Annotated in this window: 18 protein-coding genes and 1 pseudogene; 5 read left to right on the top strand and 14 right to left on the bottom strand. The window is 52.7% G+C overall.

Going from position 1 to position 19,164, the window contains the following annotated elements; genetic code table 11:
- Window positions 1-73: 73 nt before the first annotated feature.
- The 8 genes from cas2 to cas6 are packed head-to-tail and all read right to left on the bottom strand — an operon-like array spanning window position 74 to window position 9,250.
- Window positions 74-334 (bottom strand): CRISPR-associated endonuclease Cas2, encoded by a 261-nt coding sequence (gene cas2 / locus BM348_RS20400; RefSeq protein ID WP_092907939.1) that lies wholly within the window; start codon window positions 332-334, stop codon window positions 74-76.
- Between the two features lies 1 nt (window position 335).
- Window positions 336-1,331, bottom strand: coding sequence for a type I-B CRISPR-associated endonuclease Cas1b (gene cas1b / locus BM348_RS20395; RefSeq protein WP_092907937.1), 996 nt, complete (start codon window positions 1,329-1,331; stop codon window positions 336-338).
- A 2-nt stretch (window positions 1,332-1,333) separates the two neighbouring features.
- Complete coding sequence (locus BM348_RS20390) at window positions 1,334-1,882, bottom strand: CRISPR-associated protein Cas4 (protein ID WP_092907935.1); 549 nt, start codon at window positions 1,880-1,882, stop codon at window positions 1,334-1,336.
- Window positions 1,879-4,596, bottom strand: coding sequence for a CRISPR-associated endonuclease Cas3'' (locus BM348_RS20385; RefSeq protein WP_092907933.1), 2,718 nt, complete (start codon window positions 4,594-4,596; stop codon window positions 1,879-1,881). The genes BM348_RS20390 and BM348_RS20385 overlap by 4 nt, the downstream gene beginning before the upstream one ends.
- Window positions 4,593-5,423 (bottom strand): type I-B CRISPR-associated protein Cas5b, encoded by an 831-nt coding sequence (cas5b, locus tag BM348_RS20380; protein WP_092907931.1) that lies wholly within the window; start codon window positions 5,421-5,423, stop codon window positions 4,593-4,595. Before cas5b ends, BM348_RS20385 begins: the two co-directional genes overlap by 4 nt.
- A gap of 14 nt (window positions 5,424-5,437) precedes the next feature.
- Entirely contained in the window at window positions 5,438-6,457 is a 1,020-nt protein-coding gene (gene cas7b / locus BM348_RS20375; RefSeq protein ID WP_092907929.1) for a type I-B CRISPR-associated protein Cas7/Csh2, read from the bottom strand.
- Complete coding sequence (locus BM348_RS20370; protein ID WP_092907927.1) at window positions 6,450-8,486, bottom strand: TM1802 family CRISPR-associated protein; 2,037 nt, start codon at window positions 8,484-8,486, stop codon at window positions 6,450-6,452. Before BM348_RS20370 ends, cas7b begins: the two co-directional genes overlap by 8 nt.
- Window positions 8,486-9,250, bottom strand: coding sequence for a CRISPR-associated endoribonuclease Cas6 (cas6, locus tag BM348_RS20365; RefSeq protein WP_175507284.1), 765 nt, complete (start codon window positions 9,248-9,250; stop codon window positions 8,486-8,488). Before cas6 ends, BM348_RS20370 begins: the two co-directional genes overlap by 1 nt.
- A gap of 216 nt (window positions 9,251-9,466) precedes the next feature.
- Between cas6 and BM348_RS20360 the strand changes: the two genes are divergently transcribed.
- From BM348_RS20360 to BM348_RS20340, 3 genes are all read left to right on the top strand, one after another.
- Window positions 9,467-10,459 carry a hypothetical protein gene (locus tag BM348_RS20360; RefSeq protein ID WP_092907923.1) on the top strand — a complete coding sequence of 331 codons (993 nt, stop codon included), beginning with the start codon at window positions 9,467-9,469 and terminating at the stop codon, window positions 10,457-10,459.
- Between the two features lie 965 nt (window positions 10,460-11,424).
- A complete protein-coding gene (locus BM348_RS20345; protein WP_092907944.1) occupies window positions 11,425-12,501 on the top strand; it encodes a hypothetical protein in 1,077 nt (358 codons plus the stop codon).
- Window positions 12,502-12,662: 161 nt separating this feature from the next.
- Window positions 12,663-12,971 (top strand): hypothetical protein, encoded by a 309-nt coding sequence (locus BM348_RS20340; RefSeq protein ID WP_139231280.1) that lies wholly within the window; start codon window positions 12,663-12,665, stop codon window positions 12,969-12,971.
- Window positions 12,972-13,470: 499 nt separating this feature from the next.
- On the opposite strand, the gene BM348_RS21615 is transcribed toward BM348_RS20340, so the two are convergent.
- Entirely contained in the window at window positions 13,471-13,644 is a 174-nt protein-coding gene (locus tag BM348_RS21615) for a hypothetical protein (RefSeq protein ID WP_175507283.1), read from the bottom strand.
- 408 nt (window positions 13,645-14,052) lie between these two features.
- Between BM348_RS21615 and BM348_RS20330 the strand changes: the two genes are divergently transcribed.
- Complete coding sequence (locus tag BM348_RS20330) at window positions 14,053-14,397, top strand: helix-turn-helix transcriptional regulator (protein WP_092907941.1); 345 nt, start codon at window positions 14,053-14,055, stop codon at window positions 14,395-14,397.
- Between the two features lie 54 nt (window positions 14,398-14,451).
- On the opposite strand, the gene BM348_RS20325 is transcribed toward BM348_RS20330, so the two are convergent.
- Genes BM348_RS20325 through BM348_RS20995 form a run of 4 tightly spaced genes read right to left on the bottom strand, consistent with a single transcriptional unit; the run spans window position 14,452 to window position 17,483 of the window.
- Entirely contained in the window at window positions 14,452-16,038 is a 1,587-nt protein-coding gene (locus BM348_RS20325) for a type IV secretion system DNA-binding domain-containing protein (RefSeq protein WP_092907915.1), read from the bottom strand.
- Window positions 16,035-16,547, bottom strand: a complete 513-nt coding sequence (locus BM348_RS20320; RefSeq protein WP_092907913.1) for a relaxase/mobilization nuclease domain-containing protein — start codon at window positions 16,545-16,547, stop codon at window positions 16,035-16,037. Before BM348_RS20320 ends, BM348_RS20325 begins: the two co-directional genes overlap by 4 nt.
- On the bottom strand, window positions 16,544-17,017 hold the full coding sequence (locus BM348_RS20315; RefSeq protein WP_139231279.1) for a hypothetical protein: 474 nt from the start codon (window positions 17,015-17,017) through the stop codon (window positions 16,544-16,546). The genes BM348_RS20320 and BM348_RS20315 overlap by 4 nt, the downstream gene beginning before the upstream one ends.
- Entirely contained in the window at window positions 17,010-17,483 is a 474-nt protein-coding gene (locus BM348_RS20995) for a hypothetical protein (protein WP_139231278.1), read from the bottom strand. Before BM348_RS20995 ends, BM348_RS20315 begins: the two co-directional genes overlap by 8 nt.
- Before the next feature lie 952 nt (window positions 17,484-18,435).
- On the opposite strand from BM348_RS20995, the gene BM348_RS20310 reads away from it, so the two are divergent.
- Window positions 18,436-18,729: a winged helix-turn-helix domain-containing protein gene (locus BM348_RS20310; RefSeq protein ID WP_092907909.1), complete on the top strand. Its 294-nt coding sequence runs from the start codon at window positions 18,436-18,438 to the stop codon at window positions 18,727-18,729.
- Window positions 18,730-18,934: 205 nt separating this feature from the next.
- Here BM348_RS20310 and BM348_RS20305 read toward each other — a convergent pair.
- Window positions 18,935-19,164, bottom strand: a pseudogene (locus BM348_RS20305) (hypothetical protein); the annotation flags it as partial.

Raw genomic sequence — 19,164 nt, 5'->3', positions numbered from 1 at the left:
AACGTGTGCATACAGTAAAGAGCTTCCGTCAACCCTCAATAGGTCCTGTCCCCCCTGGGGTCGACGGAACTAGCTATAGAAACCGCTGGTCTTCGGTCGGATCGTCGCCATACACCGTCCGGTTCAGAAGTGTATCGGAGGATAACTCGTAGATAATCGTTGACTCACCGGGGGTTAGCAGGTCATCGATCTCGTTTTTCAGTGTAGCCAGATCGCCTTCGGAGATCTCGCCTTCGAGTACTGAGTTCTGGACGTGGGTCAAGTACCGCCGACCGAGTTTGAGAGCCTTCTGCGTGCGATCGGCCTCTAAATCGTAGACCATCACGACGTACATGTCACCACCACCGTTGAAACGGATCGTATACCTCACCAGTGAGCAGGTGTTTCTTTAGCTTGTATGCTTCGAGCCGCATCAGGTATTGATAGCTGACCTTCCGGTTTAGTGTTGGGTGTTCAACAGTCCGTTCCAGCGTTTCTTCGAATGCCTTTGTGTACGTCTTTCGCCCGGACTCGTTTAGCAGACAGGAGCCGAGCTCCGTCTCGAAATCGGTATCCGAAATCTGGTTTCGGTTTACCAACCGGAACAGGACCCGATCAGCGAGCACCGGTTTGAACAGGTCGGCGATATCGAGCGACAACGAGTACCGTCGCTCCCCTGGCTCGTGGAGGTAGCTGATCGTCGGATCGAGTGCGGTCGCCCGGATCGCCGAGACGCAGTTGGCATAGACCAGCGAGTTACCGAAGGAGATGAGGCTGTTAATCTCGTTGGGTGGTGGATTGTACTCCCGTCGACTGAGCTGGAACTCGCTTGGAAGGATCTCGTTGAAGCTCCGGTAGTAGGCTTTTCTCGCCGTCGCCTCGACACCTAGTAGTTCATCGACAGGAAGCGATTCGTCGACGCGTGCGGCCGCAGCTTCCAGGTCATCGATGACGCCGCCGAGATCGTGGTCGCGGCCGTTGTAGTAGACGACGTTCGTCCGCATGTTGTGGATGCTTCCCCTCACAATCGCGGCGGCGAGCTGTCGTCGATGCTCGCTATCCTCGTAGGCGCGCACTTGATTGACGATAGTCTTCCCCGAGGTCTGCCCGCGTTTCGGCATCACGGAACCCGAGTAGTAATCCTCCCACCCGAAGACATGGAGTGCGACCGTCCGGTCGTTGAGAAACGACATCAACCGCGTGTTGAAATCGATCTGGCCGTGGAGGAAGAATGCCTCGGCGTTCTCGACTGGAATGTACTTCTTCTCGCCCCCGTCGTCAGGAACGAGTCTGAGCGTGTCGTCGCTTCGTTCGAGTCGGCCGTCGGAAAAGACGTGGTAGTTTCGGTCCATTGTTAACACCAACAGAAGTCGTGATACGCACACGAGTCACAGAACGGTTTCTCCTCAGCCGGTGGTGGCGAGAACTGTTCGACGACATCGTGAATCCCGCGGATCGCCGTTTCGACTTTTTCCCTCCGTTCGTCGGTGAGGTCAACCGGCTCTCGCTTGCGTTCTCGGGGATGGGCCAAGACACCATCCCGCTGGATGTCGGCCACACAGTCGAGATACCAGAGGTAGTACGACAGCTGCATCTCGGCCGGCTCGGTCAGTGCCGAAGAGGGCTTGATCTCGACAACGCGGCCGTCATCAAGCAGATCCAATGAGATCATTCCGAGATGAAGGTTCTCGCGTTTATCACTGTAGGCCGTTTCGTCGACACGGGTGCCACGGACTACGGTCGCGTTCTCGCGGTCGATTTCGAGGTTTCGGCTCTCGAACCAGAGTTCGCGCTTGCAGACGTAGTAGTACTGCATCATCACGCCTGTGACACGAAACGGTTCATCGACTGGCTCGCCGCGAGCCGTGGCAAGGAGTCGATCGACTGGATTAGCGGCGGTCAAAAGAATCGATCCTCCACACCGTATTCACTTGGTTGGACTCCGAACTCTGGGTCGAATATTGAATTCGATGCATGGAGAATCCGTTCTGGATCGTGTCGTTTCTCCTCCTCATCGATTAATGGCTCAAGGCTAAGGATACCGCTCGCGGCATCGGTATTCGCTCTTGGAACTGGAATCGAAACTCGAATTGATGCCAGTTCATCTCGTTTCGAATCCACCTCATCGAACTTCCGTTCTTTCATCAGTGGTTCAATAGTCGTTGCGGAGTCGTGTTCCTCCCTAGTCCGACACACATATACCTCCACTGACTGTCGCCGTTCGATGAGTGATGCTTCACACAATGTCTTTCCATCTGCCTGCTCGAATGCAGTCACGAGATCATTACTTTCGGAGACGCTGTGAACACGTTCTCCAACAGTATCGTGGTAGCGTTCGATAGCATCCTTCGCCAGAACCTCGTCAGCAAACGCTGTCCCGTGTTCCGATTGTACTGTTTCGAGAACGGATCGGGTATGCATCAAGAGATCAGTCTCACCCCGGTTCCGGTTCGGTGCGTACACTGCTGTTGATGGAGATGTGTTGCCTTCGCCGGGAGGTTCGAGCTGCCAGACAGTCGTAACACCAGTTTCCGGCGCACGTTCGTAGGACCGGTTACACCGACCCGCCGCCTGTACTATCGAATCTAGAGGAGCGAAATCGCGGAAGACTGTATCGAAGCTAATGTCGACCCCAGCTTCAACGAGTTGCGTCGAAATCAGTGCGAACGGAATGTCCATTCCTGCGAGATCGTTCGCAACAGCAAGGAGAAACTGCCTGTCACACGGGCGCACACGCGTTGTCAGATGCAGATACGTTGCCGTATCTTTAATTCGAAGCTCCTCAACAACAGCACGAACGAGTCGACCGCGCTCAATACTCGGTCGTTGCTTGCCGTCGTATTCCTTTGTCGCTGACAGTCCACCGATTTCGTCTTCATCAAGCTGCTCTGCATACACCTCAGAGACAGAGATCGGATCGGTCTCGTATTCGGAAGTACTGTCGATAAATTCCCTCGTAAGTATTCGAGTGCTTTCTATCGTATTACAGATTGCTAACGTTGTATCTCCGCTTACGACTGTTTCTGCGAGCAGCCTTGCTGCATCAAGGTGGGATAATTGATCCTCGTTTTCGGTGACGAGTGCTGTCGGATGGAGTTGATACTGCACTCTCGATGGTGGGTCACCACTGAAAGCGGATTGTTCGATCTCAAGCAGTCGTTCAGACGAAATAAGTTCGAACGAATCCTCAACAAGAGAGGGTTGAGTAGCGGTCATTAGCAACACCTGAGCATCAAACCGCTCAGTCAGCATATCGATGAGCTTCCGGATAATAGGCCACCAGTGCTGTGGGATAGCCTGTGGTTCATCGATAATAACAGTGCTACCCTGAAGCGCGGACAGTTTGAGCGACTGTCCGTTCCGTGGGCCAGCAAGACTCTCAAACAACTGTACAAAGGTCGTTAGTGTTAGTCCAGTTCGCCAACTCTCTGCGAGTAGCACCTCGTGCGAGGCGTGTTCGTCCGTTTCTTCTTCCTCTTCGCTTTCGGTATCCGTTCTTGTCTCTGCGAGGTGGTGATGTACTGTCAGCAGATTATCGGATGGGTCTGTCTCGAAAACCTCCTGTAGAGTTCCCGATGTCTGGTCTATAATCGAAGTAAACGGAAGTGCGTATACGAGTCGACCATCCCGTTCATCACAGAGGGTGAGCCCCGCGAGCAGTCCAGCGAACGTTTTCCCGTACCCTGTTGGAAGGGTTAGTGTTGCGACTGATTGATTGCTTTCGAGAAATCCGCGTGTCTGTCTCGGAATCTCGTTTTGAACCTCCGCTCTGACCTCATTCAGCTGAGTTTCAATATCGTTCTGTGTTTCCCCACCGAGTTCGTTTAGATGTGTTTCGAGTTTATCAAGTGATGGATACTCACCCCATAGTCGGCTGTCGTCGGTATCGATTCTTGCAGCATCCGTCTTATCTGCAAACGTCAGCGAGCCAAACAGGACCAAATACCTTGTGTAGATCGACTCATCAAACCGAGTGTTTTTCACTTCTAGTTCTCCAGCCAACCCTCCTCGCTCACCTGCATCTTCAATGATGTCCGTAAGAATAGGTGAGTCAGAGGAGTCACCGATTTTTTCAAGAAAATTGTCCCAAGCCCCCTCAAAAACTGCTTCTCTGAACAAATCACGGGCAAACGTCTCGGCGTGATCGTCGATTGTTTTGGCTTGCTCGATTGCCTGTATAGTTTGATTGCTCCCTACTGGATTGATTCGAGGCTCATCGAACGTCCTTCTGATATATCCTGCTGCGTCCGGGACATCGCCGTGATGTTTAGCAACGGCAAGTACTCCGGCCAGCCGAGTTTCTCGGTCATATCCGTTTTGTTGGAGGAAGAAATAGGCGACTAAACTACCCAGCCTTGCGTGATGTTTCGGGGAGTCGTGTGATTCGTTCGGTCGAATATACTGTTGAAACGCCGGTGTCGCTTTCGCAAAGTCATGGGCAAGTCCGAGAAGTTTCTCTGCATCGACCAGTGACTCCCTAAATCGAGAGTGTTCCGAGATGGCAGCGGCTGCTCGTTCACTTACTCCTGTTAGATGGTTCCAGAGTGGTTTTTTATTTTGATTTATCTCGGACGGATGCGAGAGAATTTCTCGTCCTGAATCAAGCGTCCTCGTCATCGAAACACCACAGTTCGATCATCAACGCTTACCGCCGTTGCATCTGAGACGGTAAGTGCTCCTCCGCTTGGATTATAGGTGTAGGTCAGGTAACTCGTCGTTCTCCGTCCCGAGAACTCTCCGGATGCTGTCGTCCGTTCCATGAACGCCGGTGATCGCTCCGTCCCATAGCTGACATTTGGTTCGGGTACCACACCATCAGGGTCTGGAACTGCAGAATCGACAGAATGAGATCCGGGTGATCCCGTTTTTTCTACCTCGTATTCGCCAAGATACTCGATGTCAGCTAGGTATTCGGATAAGCCAAGGGAGGGCGTGTAGTGTGCCTTTCCTTCTGCGAGGTACTCTCGAAGTTCATCGTACCTCTCCCCATCAGCAAGCCACAGATCGATTCGGTACTCAGGTTCGACAAGCACCTCGTAATTCGTTCGCTGCCGATCCTTGGTTGGGTCTGGATAGTAGACGCTGACTTTTCCCCGCGTATTAACTCCTTTCAGCCCCTCTTGAGATGTCGTGAGGTTATTCACGGGGAGATTTATTGTCCGGAGTTCACTCGTTGGCTCAATAGCTATCGCTGAGGATTCCGGTCCGAACAGGTCGTAATACTGATTTCGTCCGATTCCGAGAACTGCGGCCACGAGACCAGCCACCGTCGTTCTCGGAATAACTCGGTACGTGGTTTTTACTGTATTTCCCTCAACACGACGGAAATGGCCCCACGGCCCGGACAGTCGAAACGACAGGCACTGCTTCGGAGGGGAATCAGGAGTCACCTCAGTCCCTTGGCTCGTACTCGCGTCGGCGTGATCGTCCAATTGTGATTGCATCCCTATATGAACCGCTAGTTGTCGTACACATCGATTTCGTTGACTGATTCGAAGCAGTCTTCGAGCGCACTGACGAATCCGTCTTCAAGCATCGCTCCATCGAGTACAACATCCAGCGCGTCGTCAGCAACGACATGCACTGTTTGGATACGGTCTTCATGTGACTTGAGCCGAGAGACAAGATCCGTTACATCGAGTGTTACGTCTTTTACTGTCCGGTAGGATCGAGCGTCTTCGTCGTCGCCAACAACGCCGAGTTCGTGCGTGAGACCCCCGATATGGAAACTTTCTGTGTCGTACTCGACACGGAGATAGAGCCGTGGTTCTTGCCCAACCTTGCTACGGGTGATTGTTTGATTTTTGATCGAACGCCAGCAAACCGAATCTAGTTGTTCGACATCTTCGGTTTTGAGATTGGTATCTTTGGCACCGTGTTCATCGACAAGTCCGTGGAATCCGATCAGTCCGTATTTGATTCGGTGATCGTCGAGATCGAATCCACCCTGTTCCTTCTCGTCATCGGTTCCGATAACGCTCGTGAGGCTGTTGTACTCCTCGTTTACTTCGACTGGATGTAGCGTTTTTCCGGGCGAAAACTGGACAGGGCCAGTAAGATGGTCAGGGAGGTGCTTTTCGAGTGCCTCGATAAGCTCATCAGTATCGGTATCGATGCTGAACGTTGCACCGAACAATCTGGCATCGATTGCGTTGTCGAGGAATCTGTCGAATCCATCAAATTCTTCATTCTCGATCTCCTCGACAGTTGTCACACCGAACGTATCTTTGAGTAGTTCCTCACGTTCTTTGGCATATTCGCCACGTTCACTCGTGATATAGACGCCTTCATCGTCCGCTTCGAACTGATCGCGGAGGTATCGTTTCAGGCGAACGTCGGTGACGATTGCTTCGTTGGTGATGGGATCAATTCGTGGTCTGTTCGCTCCGCTGAGCGGATTGCCGTTGGGATTCGCGTCAACGGCATCGTACAGAAAGACGATTTCTGAACGGTTCTCGACGATGTTGTTGTTACTCATTGGTAGTCTCCGAAGTGCTGGAATCGTTTTGTCCGTAAGCGATACCCATTGCGTAGTGGAAGCGAAGGTCTTCCGTCGATAGCTCCCAGTCGCTCGGTTCGGCCGTTTCGAGACCGTCACATACGGTATCCATTAACTCTCCGTACATCGTCCCTGCGTACTCATCAGAATAGACGATGTTGCTGTCAACGACTTCTGTGGCGATACGCCTGATGTTGTGTTTTGTGAGGTTGTCTATCGGATACTGCTTGACCGCTGTCATGCTCTTGCCTTCCCTACTCTGGTATCGAGAGATGCGGCCGACAAGCGCGCCGAGTGCGAACACCCCCTTCCTCGTTTTGTCGCTCAATGCGGGGTGATCTTCGATGAATTGTTCGAACTGTTCTTGACGACTATCTGCTGTCGCCTGTGGTGTCTGGTCGCTCATGTGTTGTGGTTGTGTTACGAGTCGGTCGTCATTTGCGGTGAGCAAGCCACACGCTCTAAGAGCGTTGAGCTGCACGTACTGCTGTGCAAAGGTCGCTGTTGGGAACGGATACTGGTTGTCCGGGTCAAACCGATCTACAAGCTTTGCGACGTACTCTCCAAATAACTCCTTGACCCGGAGCTGTTTTCCACTGGCAATCGTCGCCGTCCCTCGGAAACGGAAATCGTCACTGCCCGGATCATCTGCATCATCGCCGAGGCAGGTTTCCGAAAGATACCCGACACTGGAGACGACATTCGAAAGTGATTCTGACCCTTCGATACTCAGGAGCGGAAATTTCTCCCGTTTCGGGAAAATCTCCTCCTTGCTAACCCATCGACTATCGAGAACAGCCCGATGTTGCTGAGTGATATCTTCGATAATGTGGGTAGATGCTGTCGGGGTCGCCGCAAGAACTCGCCACCGATCCTTCTGGTATTTGTTGACGATGACGAGCGAGAACCGAATGGCGTCCAATTTTCCTGTTGCCTTGAGTTTTCGGTATTTGTTTCCGACAGGTGAAAACTCTCCGTCAGCGTTCACTTGTTCACTCAATAGCTGGTATATCCCTCTAGCACTCTCGGCATCGATTTCCCCGGTGGGGTACGGGAGGTAGAACGCTGATGTCCCCGGTGCTGGGATAGTACACGCATCGAGGAATGTGTCCGCGTTCTGTGCCCGAATCGCGGCATCCCGACCGAGGCCTTGGGTTTGCCACGACCGATCTGCGTCAAGAGCAGGGAACTTCTCCATCTGTTTCGAGAGATAGTGTTTCATCGGGTCGTCAACAACACCGTACACCGTTTCGTCGGTGTCGAAAACGAAGCACGTTCCATCCCCGGAAGCGTCTTCAGCTTCGTTTTTCGCCCGAAACTTCCCTGTCTTGCGGGCTGCCATTGCTTCCTGAAGCACTTCGATTTCACCGGGGTAGTGCCACGTTTCGTTAGGTCGGAACTGAGCTGTAGTATTCAACTCATTATCGTCGAACGCAATAGCGACGGTATGGAGAAGTTGTCCTTCTTCCGAAACGATAGACTTGACCGTGTCCCGGATGTTGGTTTCGGCTGAATTATCATCTCCCAACTCTGCTAATGTCTCAATTAGCCAGCCATCATCGTGTTCTGACGCTGCTTCGATTACAGCATCTTCCGTGGGCCACCGGTCTAATCGCTCGAAAGCATGGTCGCTGTGCTTTTCTGGGCCATTAGTCTGTCCGGACTGGTGGGTAATGCTGTGATCGACCCCCATCGCGGCACTGAATTTTGAATGGGCAACGAGCGGCACCAGATCTTCAGGAAACATTTTGAGCGTGACCGGCGGATCGCCAGGTGTCGCTTTGTCACCGCGAAGGTCGACGCGGATAACAACGAGTGTCTCGTTTCCGATTTGATCGGCAGCAGCGTCCGGAGTAAGGTATGCGCCATACGGCCCAGTCAATCCTCGACCGAGCGTATACAGGGCCCCGTAGAGCACTTCGATGTCACGGAGCGACGCGATCGGTCGATCCGGGATCGTTGTTTCAATCGTTTCGGTATCCACGTTCTCAAGGGCTTTCGTATCCATCAGTTTGCCTCCTTGAGGTTCATGAACCCGAGCCCCAACGAGTTCCGTTCACCGAGCCCACAATCTAACGCGAGGTTGAGATGCCGGCGATGGTGGTCGTCCCGAACCGTATACGAGAACTCCCACTTGCTCAGGACGTAGGTCATCTCCTGGCCCTCGGTGACAGTCACTGGGACGGCGAACGTCTTGATGAGTTCGTAGCCGTCGAACAGATCACCGTCGACATCGCTCGGCCCCGGCAGGTGGTCGTGGGCGAAGCGGTCGTGTTTCTGATCGAGGTTGGCCTCCAGCTGTGTGCGAAGCGGTTCCATCGAGTGCTCGGGTCGCCAGAACACGGCGGTATCGTCGCCGGGGTGGTCGATGCCGTACTCTTCGCAGCGCCATGGCGGAATCCGAACCAAGAGCCCGGTTCCGGTTTCAATTGTCCCGCGCGTACCCGGTTCGCCGACGTCGGGTTCGAGCGAAGTCACGTCGTCGACGTGGAACGGCATCTCGCCGATGTTCAACTCCCGCTCTTCGAGCAGATCGGCAGCGACGTTGGCCAGTAACTCCTCCTCTGGCGAGGCGACCAACAGCTTGCGGTCGTCGCCTTCCTCCATGTCGTGGGGCGGAAACGGGTTCGAGTACGCGAAGCCCGGAGGTTCGCCGTCGTCGTGTCGCTCGTCGTAGGCGGTTCCCTCAAGTGCGTCCCAGAGCCGGCCACGCAGCTTGTGGTGATAGTCGTTCTGGTAGGCGGCATTCGCGCGTGCAGACAGATGTGCCATTACACGCACTCGGATGACTCACCTCTGTAGCGAGGAAGCATGTAGCTAACCATACAAACAACGAACACAAAAAAGGAAGTGAACCTCAGTGAAAGTGATATCATATGCATATAGTGTGTGGACTACAAAAACTGGCTCGCTTGGACTAGTAGCTGGAGACTGGCGTCGAAGCGGACTGGGCCGAGAGGTTTTCCCGCGAGACGACCAATAACTACCATGCCCTTTACCGCGAGCTGGCGGACGCTCCTCGAGGAGTGTGACGCCCTTGCTGCGGATGCAACACTCATCACGCCCCTTACGGAGACGCGATTCCGCATCACCGATGTCCAAGAGCACCGCATCGTCATCGAGTTCGGCGATTCAGGCGACTCTCAGCCGCTGCAACGCGAGCAGTTTGAAACGCTTGCCGAGCGCATCACCGACGCTGGCGGAACGTTCGAACTCGAGCGCCTTCCAGCAGATGCAGAACCATATGCCGCGGTACTCAGCCTACATCCTCGCTACGAGATCAACGACCAAGCGGGGACACTCACTGAAACCGAGGAGCCGACGACGTCGCAACTCATCAAAGGGACCTCTGTCCAGTCCGCCAATGAGCAGGCCGATGCAGCGGGTCGGACGGAACCTGACCTTGAGGTCTATGCGGATATGCTTCTGTTGATCGACGCGCTCGAACGCCACGATCCGACGGCACTCGAGGAGTGTGGGACTCCCGTGTTGATCAATCTCTATACGCTACTCTCTGATGTCCAGCGGAATGCTGGCGATCTACGGCAGGCGGTCCGTGAGGTACTCCTCGGGCGACTCCACCACGACCAACCGGTTCACGGGCAGTACGGATCGGTCCAGCGGACGAGCCGACGCAATCGCTCGCTGAAGGACGATGAGGAAGTCATCAGTGTGCTCGGGAACGCAGGGATCTCTCGTGAGCGACTCCTGACCGTCGACCGTGAGAAGGTCGACGAGGCGTTAGAGGTGACCGAACTTGCTGAATCAGAAGTGTATGAGATCGACAAGAGCGAATACGTCCGCAAAGCCGACGTCGACGAGGAGCGGAAGGAAACCCGACTACAAGGCCTGAAGGATCAGCTGGCACTGAGCGACGATCCCGATGCCGAGGACCTCCGTCAGGAAGTCGACGATCTCGAGCAACGTATCGAGGAACTGACTGAGTTCAAACCTGGTACGGAAGTCAGTTCGCGGTTATAACGAACCGTACAACCGTCCTTTGGCTCTGACTTACCCAGCTTCAGGCGTCTATTTCTCGCATCGTTGGTTACTGACACTCCACCGTTCCAGTAACACCCCTCGTTACGAATCGGATCAGAATTGCTTGCGGGCGAATTTCTCCTCGATCTCTCGGATGAACTCGGCATCAAAAATAGCGATTCTCTGTTTAGCGATTATATTAACCAACAGTTGGAACGTCGGCCTATTTTTGTTGGTTAATCTCGATCGCGAGTCTTATCGACGATTCGGAGTATCGTATGTTGCCTCGATGGAATCGAGGATACTAGCGATGAAAGCCCTCGACGGTTCGATATCCCTCGACCGCCGCTGCGCGCCTCGCTCCTTCGTCGCTCGGTGCTTTCGGGGTTGGGGGATAACCGACACGGCCTCGCCCTTTCTGAGTCTGCCAGGATGGCAGCTAGTTCGTTGGGCAGCGAGACCAATTGGTAGGTGTTTGCTTACGGCTCGCCCCGCACGCCGCGTTCCGCCCTCCGCATCGCTCGCGACCGACCATTCCGGGCATGCGGGCGCTCTTCGTACCTCGAGCGCCCGTTCCGGGCTAAAATGGATGTGCCCTCGACGCCAGCATTAAGCGCGTTTTCGGTTGCGCCCCTCGCGGGCTTTCGCGTTCCAACGCTTTGGGCCGCTCCGCGCGGCGAGCCACATCGCGGCTCGCCGTGCTCGCGACCGTCACGCTGGACACGAACCCGCAGTCCGGGCCGGACGCGAGAAACGGCTTAAAGCTGGCCGCTTGCTCCGGGCGGGTCGGCGCGCGGTGCTGGTTAGCTCCCCTTCTCAGGCGCGCTCTCGCTCGCGCCCACAGGGCGCTCGCGAAGGCGCGAGCGAGAGCGCGCGATAGGTGAGTTGGTCGTTGTGGACAGCCACGGCTGGAGAGTCGTGATGTCGGAAGAAGACGCTGAGTGAGCGCCTTCAGGAGAACTCCAATGTCAAGTAAGAGCCTTTTGAGGTATGAAGCTTCGGTTGCAGAGCAAGCTAATCAAGACGAGAACAGTCAGGCAGCCACGGGCGAGCGTGAGCCAGCTCAACTATCGATATGCGCCGAGTGCGATGGACAGGTAGTTACCGAGAATAACGAGTCATTCTGTGCGAACTGCGGGCTCGTCGTTACGGCAGAGCACGTCGATCACCGGCCGACACGGAGCGTGCATGGGCCTTCCGACGGAAGAGGTCTCTCAGAGTGGAGCTGTGAACCGATCAACCCGCTGCGGGTAGACAAAGGACTCCATACGACGTTCTTCCTCGGTAGTGACGGGTACGGGAATTCGCTCTCGAGAGAGCAGAAAGATAAGTTCGAGCGGTTGCGCCAGCGGCACAAGCGCTTTCAAGTCGAGGATAAGCGCGCCATTCGGCTCAACGAGGGTTTCCGCGATATCGAGTCGATCACCGGCAATCTGACACTCCCCGGATTCATAGCTGAGGATGCCGGACTGTTCCTGAAACGAGCAGCCGAGGCACGGCTTCCAGGTGGTCGAATGTCCTGGGAAGCACTCGCTGCCGGGGCAGTTGCGCTCGCAACGCTCGAAGGAAATTTCCCGCGGCCCTGTACGAAAGTAGCCAAGTACGCAAAAGCAGATCGTGAAAGAGTGTGTGCAGCAGCGCGGAAAATCCGATGCGAGCTCGAATTGAACGTGCCGCCCGTTCGAGATACGGCCGTCGACGCAGTGATCGCGGCGCTCGATGACGATGCACCAGACGTGGAAGCGTGTCTGCAGCTTCGACGAATAGGCGAACACCTGCTCGAGATTGCCGATGAGAAACCGATCGGGACAGGGACATCGCGACTAACGATAGCAGCTGCGGCTGTGTACGCAGCAGATCGTATTACCGACGGGAAAGCGCTGACCCAGGCGGAGGTAGCCGAGGCTGGAACAACGATTCTCGACACTACCAAAAGTCGAGTCAGCCGTTACTCGCGAGCACTGTATGACGCCTACGTAGCCAAGCACGGGCGCGACAATCCAGCGGCCGTCCTCGATCGCGGCCGCATCCAACTGCACTGAGCGAAACAATACTCCTTTTTTTGACGCGCCACGCTACTTACTACCCCGACCGCCCCACCTCCACGTTCCGGGCATGTGCCGGGCTTTCGCAGGTACCAACTGTATCAACCAGCTTCTCTCGTTCCTTAGATTTTTTGCGTCCGCGTAAGAAACCTCCAATCATGCAACCTGCTCGACTTCGTGCCCGCACAAGTAACGCACTTCGAGAGGCAGTTATCGACACTGGACGTCTCATACTCTTTGCGGTCATGCTATCGATCGCGTTCGTCGCCAGCATCATCCTCACCGCAGTTGCCTATGGAACAGTGTTCGATACTGGGGGCTATAGTGCCGTCCAGATATTCAATTCGTTTACCGATTCAGAGCTGTCCTTCTACCTTCTGAGTCTGAACAGCGCGCTCGTCATGGGCGCAGTCGCATACTGGACCCATCAAAAGATAGTCGCCGGTCTCAGACAGCTCCGAAGATAGGACGAATAGCTGCGGTTCGTGAAGAGATTCAAGCCGATTAACCAACAAGAGTTCAGTATTCTCGATTATTGGTTAATCGCTGATCGAGGACGATCAGCGAAGTACCAGTCGAGAGTTCCCATTGGTCGATCTGTAATTAACCGTAGACGCAACACCCCCCGTTATCGATCTGTAAGATGATGTTGTTCGGTTTCAATTCCTCGCCATAGCCCTCAGCGTACTCTCAGAGAAGGAGGGAAGACAAGCTATGTTCGATGTAGATTCGGTGTTTCTCCCCCGCACGGAACCACATGGCAGGCTAAAAGCCTGCTGGCACTTTCAGAGAAAGTGCCAGACAGCGCCGCGGTCAATGTGCGGTGGTGCAGAAATATAGTGCGGTGGTTTAGTAATTGACATATTTGGATGATTGTAGAGTATAATAGTAATTGGATAGATGTTTCTTTAATCAGAGATAGGGATGAAGCTCGCGGTAAGTACAGGTGGTGAATTGACCGTTGTCTTACGAGGTCTCCATGTATCCGTAAGCGAACATTAGTACTGCAAAGACTGCGATTGCAATGAAGAGTATCAGTCCTCCACCGTAATCAGTTCCGAAGGCACCATAGGCGATAAAACCTGTAAGAGCCGAAATCAAGCACATTGCAAAGAGATGTTTGTCGGAGAGAGTGTCCATACTTTGATATTGGTCTGTTAGAACATATTCTTTCTCCACTTCGTGCAGTTCGCATCTGTAGTGAGCGAATAGAGGAAGCAGAGAACGCGGGTATGACACCTGCATATATCGAACCGATGTACGCAGATTGGGGGGCCTCTGACGACTATACCATTCGCCAAGGACGCTAAAAGCGCACTGAAAAACAGATTTTCTCTTTAAGTGCTTCTCGTCACAAGGTGTAGATATAGCAAGGGGCGTTCTCCTAAATCCTCACTTTCGAGAGTCACAACTCGGTCAATCAAGGAGAGTTGCATGGGTCAGCTATGTAACTGGAATTCGTTTGCGCTCTAATTTTCGACATAGTATACATATTTCGCAATTTATTTTTATTCAATGAAAGACTTTACTAGTGCCAATACCCCCACTATGACCGATGACCATCACCTCATAGAATTCAATCAGCTATCGTCGTTCGAGCGAAACATACTATTTGTACTCGCCAAGTTAGGACCCAGCAAGGGAGTTGTGGTAAAGAACGAACTCCAGAACCTCTACGACCAGGAAATCAACCATGGTCGTCTGTACCCCAATCTCGATGACCTAGTGGATGTAGGGTATGTCGACAAATCAGAGCGAGACCAGCGAACGAATGAGTACGCTCTAACCAACAAGGCACAGAAAGCCCTCCAAACACAGCTCAACTGGGAGAAGAAGTGCCTCGAAGAAGTTGACGAAGCTGAAGAGGAAGATTCCGAAGCTCTCAAGGCCTGATCCGTAACGTTTCGGTACCAGTTGTAGGGGCACAGTCCCTGTAATGACTTGGGATTACTTCACAACCATTTCTCGAGAGGTACAATCAGAATTAGTGCATTCAGTGCCTGTGACTATCTCACCACAGTACGGGCATCGTTCGCCAATTGAATCGACCTCTTCACCCGCAGTTGTGGGACCAGTATCGGTAATATACTCAGCGACATCGTCATACAGATCGATCTGTGCATCAACCCAGCCATCGTTTCGGACGATAATTCCCCATCCTGGTGCAAAATCTCCGAACTCACCTTTCGCCATAGCGTGCTTCTCAACGTACTCAATCGACGTTCCAGAAATCTCCCCATCAGCGTTGTATTCGGGGGTATCCTGCTCTTCCCAGTACGTACCAACCCTGCTCCGGGCAAATGCAATACTCGAGGAGTCATTGAGTCGGAGGATGATCGTTGAGAGTAACCCAGAGAGGAGTGCATTACCACCGTCTTGACCATACTGGTCGTACAGCTGTGCAACCGATTGCAAGGTAATGAGTGCTCGAGTGTCTTGGCCAGCACCAACGTTCACAAGATCCCCTATCCGCCGTAGTGGTGGTAAGCGAGCAAACTCGTCAAGCACAAAGTACGCGCTTTGATCGCCATCGTCGAGGGCAAATCGAATAGCCCAATCGATAGTAAAGCGAATGAGCGGCTTCGTGGATTCGCCGAGTCGCTGCGGATAGTCGATGATGAGGACCTGCCCCTGAGGATCATCCATATACTGACGAATCGACCAACTCCCTGATTCGCAGAGATCGCCCTGGAACATATTTCGGAGTTCCTTACGGAACGACGCCATAACTCCCTGTGCCTGTTCAGACGCGTCAGGATCGATGTAGTCAGTGATTCCTTGCAGATCAGGGTGCTTCGAGAGTGTTTCTGCGAGTTCCTCGACAGTAGTTGATTCAATCCACGTTACGAGATCTTCGTTCGTGGGTGTGGTTCCGCTAGGAGCTTCTCGCCGCATGACCTGAAGAACCGCAGCGAACAATTGACGTGAGGCATCATTGAAGAAGTCAGTTCCATCAGAGGTAGTAGGGAACAGTTCTCGAGCGAGTTCTTCACAGTCCTGGTCAGATTCGACTTCCTCGAAGATATTCCACTGGACATCGGCTTCCTGACCTGAAAGAACAATGTGTTCATCTTCCGCGAGGTGATCTTGGAAGTCTGTTTTGTGGTCGTAGATAATGACTGGTGTTTGCTCATCAGTTTTTTCGCGTATTTGGTCCACAAGAAGTTTCGTTGCGTTGGTTTTCCCCGACCGAGTAGCGCCCAGAATTCCAATAGATCCCGTCAAATCTATCGGAATCATCCGCCGTAGTAGACGGCCGTCTAAGTGATCGGTTTCGTTGATGTGGTTCACAGGAAGCCCTACCTCAGAGTCATCAAGTCGCTGTGACGAGAGAGTTAGCTGCGGTGGGCGCTCCTTCCAGTACCAATAGAAAAGGAATGGGCTCGCAAGGAATGCCAGTTCCCAGATCGAGAGAGAGATTATGGGAAATACAGGAGTCGGTAAGTAGAAAAGCCAGATGAGGAGAAACAGAATCCACCCAAGAACAAACCAAGCCGGACGGACGTAGTACTGAAAGTGTTTCTTTAGACTCATTGGCTCAGACTCTGTCCTTGGTTCTGTCCCTGACTAAGTGACTCGTCCATGGCCTGGTCAAGTGCGTGATCAATGCCCTGTTCCTGCTCGATACAATTCTCGTGCGCTCGATCGCGAATCTGATCGAGATCATCTGAGTCAATCCAGAGAGGGTCGCCGGATTGGTCAGCACGCCCCGTTGCAACTACATGTGCGTGCGGACGATCGCCACCATCACGATGGACTGCATATGCCCAGTTAACACCTTCACGACTGCCGATAGTTTCACGGATTGTCTGCCGTGTCGCGCGCCCAATTTCCTTGTTACTGAGCTGGTCCGCGTTCTCAGGAGAGATGATGAAATGACGACTCATCTCATTCTTTCTCGAGCGGTCAAGCAAATGCTGCTGTTCGGTCGCATCCATTTCCTGGCCCGTTCGATTCCGTAGTTCCTCCTCTTCGTGCTCGATGTAGCTCATCAGCGCCCCGGTGTCTCGGCGCTTAAAATCAGAATCAATGACCGTCGTCATTGGTTGCCCTCACGTAGTGCTTCGAAATCGAGTCCATCACTGGTGTCTCGGTCGGTACTATCCTGACCTGTTGAGTCCTGGTCGTCATCCTCGCCACTAGTGAGATCGTCGACGTCGTCTTCTCGGAGTCGTCGCGAACCGGTTTGCAGAGCCTCCCGAATTGCTGCCTCTCCATGATGCTTTTTGACGAGTTCGAACGCAGCAACAGCATAGACGCCGGTCTTCGCATTTAGATCCTGTATCTCCCGTGCAGTGTGTTCCATGTCTGAGAGACCATCGTCGAGGAGGTCTTGAAGCCGTTCAGCTGCCCGTGTTTCAGCAGATACCGCACCCTCTCGTTCGCGACGAAGCCCCTCACGAACGAGTTCGAAAACGAGGGTTGAGCGAGTAGTATCCTGCTCATCAGCTAGTTCGTCCAGCTCACGTAACGTCTGCTCATCACTGTAGAATGTGATTTCTCGGTCACGCACCACGGGAATCTCCCTCCTTTTCACAGACGTCTGTTTTGTTAGATACCGACAGAGTGACTGTGTCAGCTACATCCCCAGATTGATCCGTGACGGAAATTTCTGTGGGGCCATCAACATTGTAACCACAATCGTGCATGCCCATCTCCGACCAATTCAGCGGAAACGTGGCGACAGGCCCACCTGCCGGGCGTGGTTTACTATTAAATGTGTGTTCACCGTAATCAGTTGAGGTGACAGATATCCACTCGACACCGTCAGTAACACGAACGTGAAGAGAGCGATCTTCAACACTCACGTTCTCAATCTCTGCGGGAGGATGGATAGCTTGTGACTCAATTGTTTGCTCTGAGCTATCTACTGTCTCAGGTGCTGCAGCGACGTACCCAATTGCAACACCAGAAAGCAACGTGAGTACAAGAAGGGCAATGGAAACAGCCTTATCACCGAGGAGTTGAGTTTGAGCCATATCTGTATATCAATGAACATTTCCTACTGGTGTTTTATATTTCATGTGATTTCGGAAAGATAAGGATTGAACTTGTTATCGGTATTAGAAGGTATCTGGAATAGATTACTGTGTTAACCAACAGAAAGAACTGTAGCTTTCTAGCGTTGGTTAACTTGTCTAAGAGAGTTCTCTCTGCAGAAGACGACATAGAGAGAGACCATCGTTTCCGGAGGTTCCGTAGGCCACCCCAGTGTTTCCGGAGGTTCCAGAGGATACACCACCATTTCCGGAGGTTCCAGAGGTGGGGTGTCGTTTCCGCAGGTAGAAATAGAAACAACCGGAAACCGCAAGACGGGGCTTGATTTCGGAGAGAATACACACACACTCTCCATTGTTTCCGCAGGTGGAACGAGAAAGACTGGAGCGTCCTTTCTTACGACCGATTTTCCACTACTAGATATTGGTCCATATTGTACTACGGTTCTGGTTTCTCTGTGTATATGATAAGTCTTTCCTTCTTAGAGACCAGTGTAGAATTTCTCGGACACTCTCGACGCGAACCTGCGGAAACAATGGGGTGTGTGTGTGGTTGTAACCAAAATTCCTACTCCGTCTTGCGATTTTCACGTATATCACAGAGACCTCCGGAAACGATGGTATACCTGAGGAACCTCCGGAAACGGTGGTGTGTGTAAAGTCAGTTCCCTGTAATCGAACCATCGTATATAATGAAGAATAGTATTAGAACTCCATATTCTGACTCATATTATCGTGAAACATAGGCACATGATGGTTGTCGCCGTCCGCTTACGCTCCCATGCTTCATCATACTCCGGCGTAACACTCGTTGAGCAGGTCTACAAGCGTCATTCTAAACTAACTCTATAATCTGCTCGCTTCTCAAACCGCACTAACTAGACGGTGCCCTATCGGCCTAAGTTAAATAAGATAGACACAATAACAGAAAGATATGGCCATTGAAATTCCGGAGGAGTCTACAGAGATTCTGAGAGTTTTTGAATCTGCCCGTGACCCAGTTTTGACCGCAAGGGAGATCGGCGATGAACTTGGTATTCAAACTCAAGAGGCACACGATCGGCTGAAGGATATGGAGGCTAATGGAATGGTAAAGCACAAAGTTGGTGTTTGGTGGTCAACTCCTGCACCGCATCTTAAGGACAAGGCAGTTGTTCTAATCCAACCAACAGACCCCGAAGAACCCGTTTCCCTCTCTGATATTCGAGAGAAGGTCTGTGACCAATAAGCACATGTTATGAGTGAATAAATAATTCACCTTATAAGAATAAACAAAGTCGCTGTGCTGAACTGATCCTATATATTCAGCAGACAGTTTTCACATAGTTTGGATGGATCGATAGCCGCTCTGATAACTGCTTACCCTGTACTTACCGATCTCTCTCAACATTTACAACTCACTGATGATTTCAACAGAGCTTGAAGAATTAACCCTACTCCTCAATCAAGTTCTGAACGCTCTTGTCAACTCCAATCGTATCAACAGTATCTCCGAGTGCTGTGAGTACTTCGGTGGTAGGATGCTTCAGCGAGTGAGTCTTGTACTGACCTCCCGATGAATCGTGTTCTACTTCGGATTCGATGATGTTTAACTCATCAAGTCGTCCATAGTAGTCGCGTGCTCGACGTTCCGAAACAGGATCGTGCCCGACCATCTGTGCAA

Source organism: Halostagnicola kamekurae (assembly GCF_900116205.1).
Taxonomy (GTDB): domain Archaea; phylum Halobacteriota; class Halobacteria; order Halobacteriales; family Natrialbaceae; genus Halostagnicola; species Halostagnicola kamekurae.
This window is presented reverse-complemented; position numbering and strand designations above follow the sequence as displayed.

What these genes read in the sequence shown, in the direction of transcription:
- cas2 (WP_092907939.1), bottom strand. Translation starts at nt 334, where the DNA reads ATGTACGTCGTGATGGTCTACGATTTAGAGGCCGATCGCACGCAGAAG.
- cas1b (WP_092907937.1), bottom strand. Translation starts at nt 1,331, where the DNA reads ATGGACCGAAACTACCACGTCTTTTCCGACGGCCGACTCGAACGAAGC.
- BM348_RS20385 (WP_092907933.1), bottom strand. Translation starts at nt 4,596, where the DNA reads ATGACGAGGACGCTTGATTCAGGACGAGAAATTCTCTCGCATCCGTCC.
- cas5b (WP_092907931.1), bottom strand. Translation starts at nt 5,423, where the DNA reads ATGCAATCACAATTGGACGATCACGCCGACGCGAGTACGAGCCAAGGG.
- cas7b (WP_092907929.1), bottom strand. Translation starts at nt 6,457, where the DNA reads ATGAGTAACAACAACATCGTCGAGAACCGTTCAGAAATCGTCTTTCTG.
- BM348_RS20370 (WP_092907927.1), bottom strand. Translation starts at nt 8,486, where the DNA reads ATGGATACGAAAGCCCTTGAGAACGTGGATACCGAAACGATTGAAACA.
- cas6 (WP_175507284.1), bottom strand. Translation starts at nt 9,250, where the DNA reads ATGGCACATCTGTCTGCACGCGCGAATGCCGCCTACCAGAACGACTAT.
- BM348_RS20360 (WP_092907923.1), top strand. Translation starts at nt 9,467, where the DNA reads ATGCCCTTTACCGCGAGCTGGCGGACGCTCCTCGAGGAGTGTGACGCC.
- BM348_RS20345 (WP_092907944.1), top strand. Translation starts at nt 11,425, where the DNA reads ATGTCAAGTAAGAGCCTTTTGAGGTATGAAGCTTCGGTTGCAGAGCAA.
- BM348_RS20340 (WP_139231280.1), top strand. Translation starts at nt 12,663, where the DNA reads ATGCAACCTGCTCGACTTCGTGCCCGCACAAGTAACGCACTTCGAGAG.
- BM348_RS21615 (WP_175507283.1), bottom strand. Translation starts at nt 13,644, where the DNA reads ATGGACACTCTCTCCGACAAACATCTCTTTGCAATGTGCTTGATTTCG.
- BM348_RS20330 (WP_092907941.1), top strand. Translation starts at nt 14,053, where the DNA reads ATGACCGATGACCATCACCTCATAGAATTCAATCAGCTATCGTCGTTC.
- BM348_RS20325 (WP_092907915.1), bottom strand. Translation starts at nt 16,038, where the DNA reads ATGAGTCTAAAGAAACACTTTCAGTACTACGTCCGTCCGGCTTGGTTT.
- BM348_RS20320 (WP_092907913.1), bottom strand. Translation starts at nt 16,547, where the DNA reads ATGACGACGGTCATTGATTCTGATTTTAAGCGCCGAGACACCGGGGCG.
- BM348_RS20995 (WP_139231278.1), bottom strand. Translation starts at nt 17,483, where the DNA reads ATGGCTCAAACTCAACTCCTCGGTGATAAGGCTGTTTCCATTGCCCTT.
- BM348_RS20310 (WP_092907909.1), top strand. Translation starts at nt 18,436, where the DNA reads ATGGCCATTGAAATTCCGGAGGAGTCTACAGAGATTCTGAGAGTTTTT.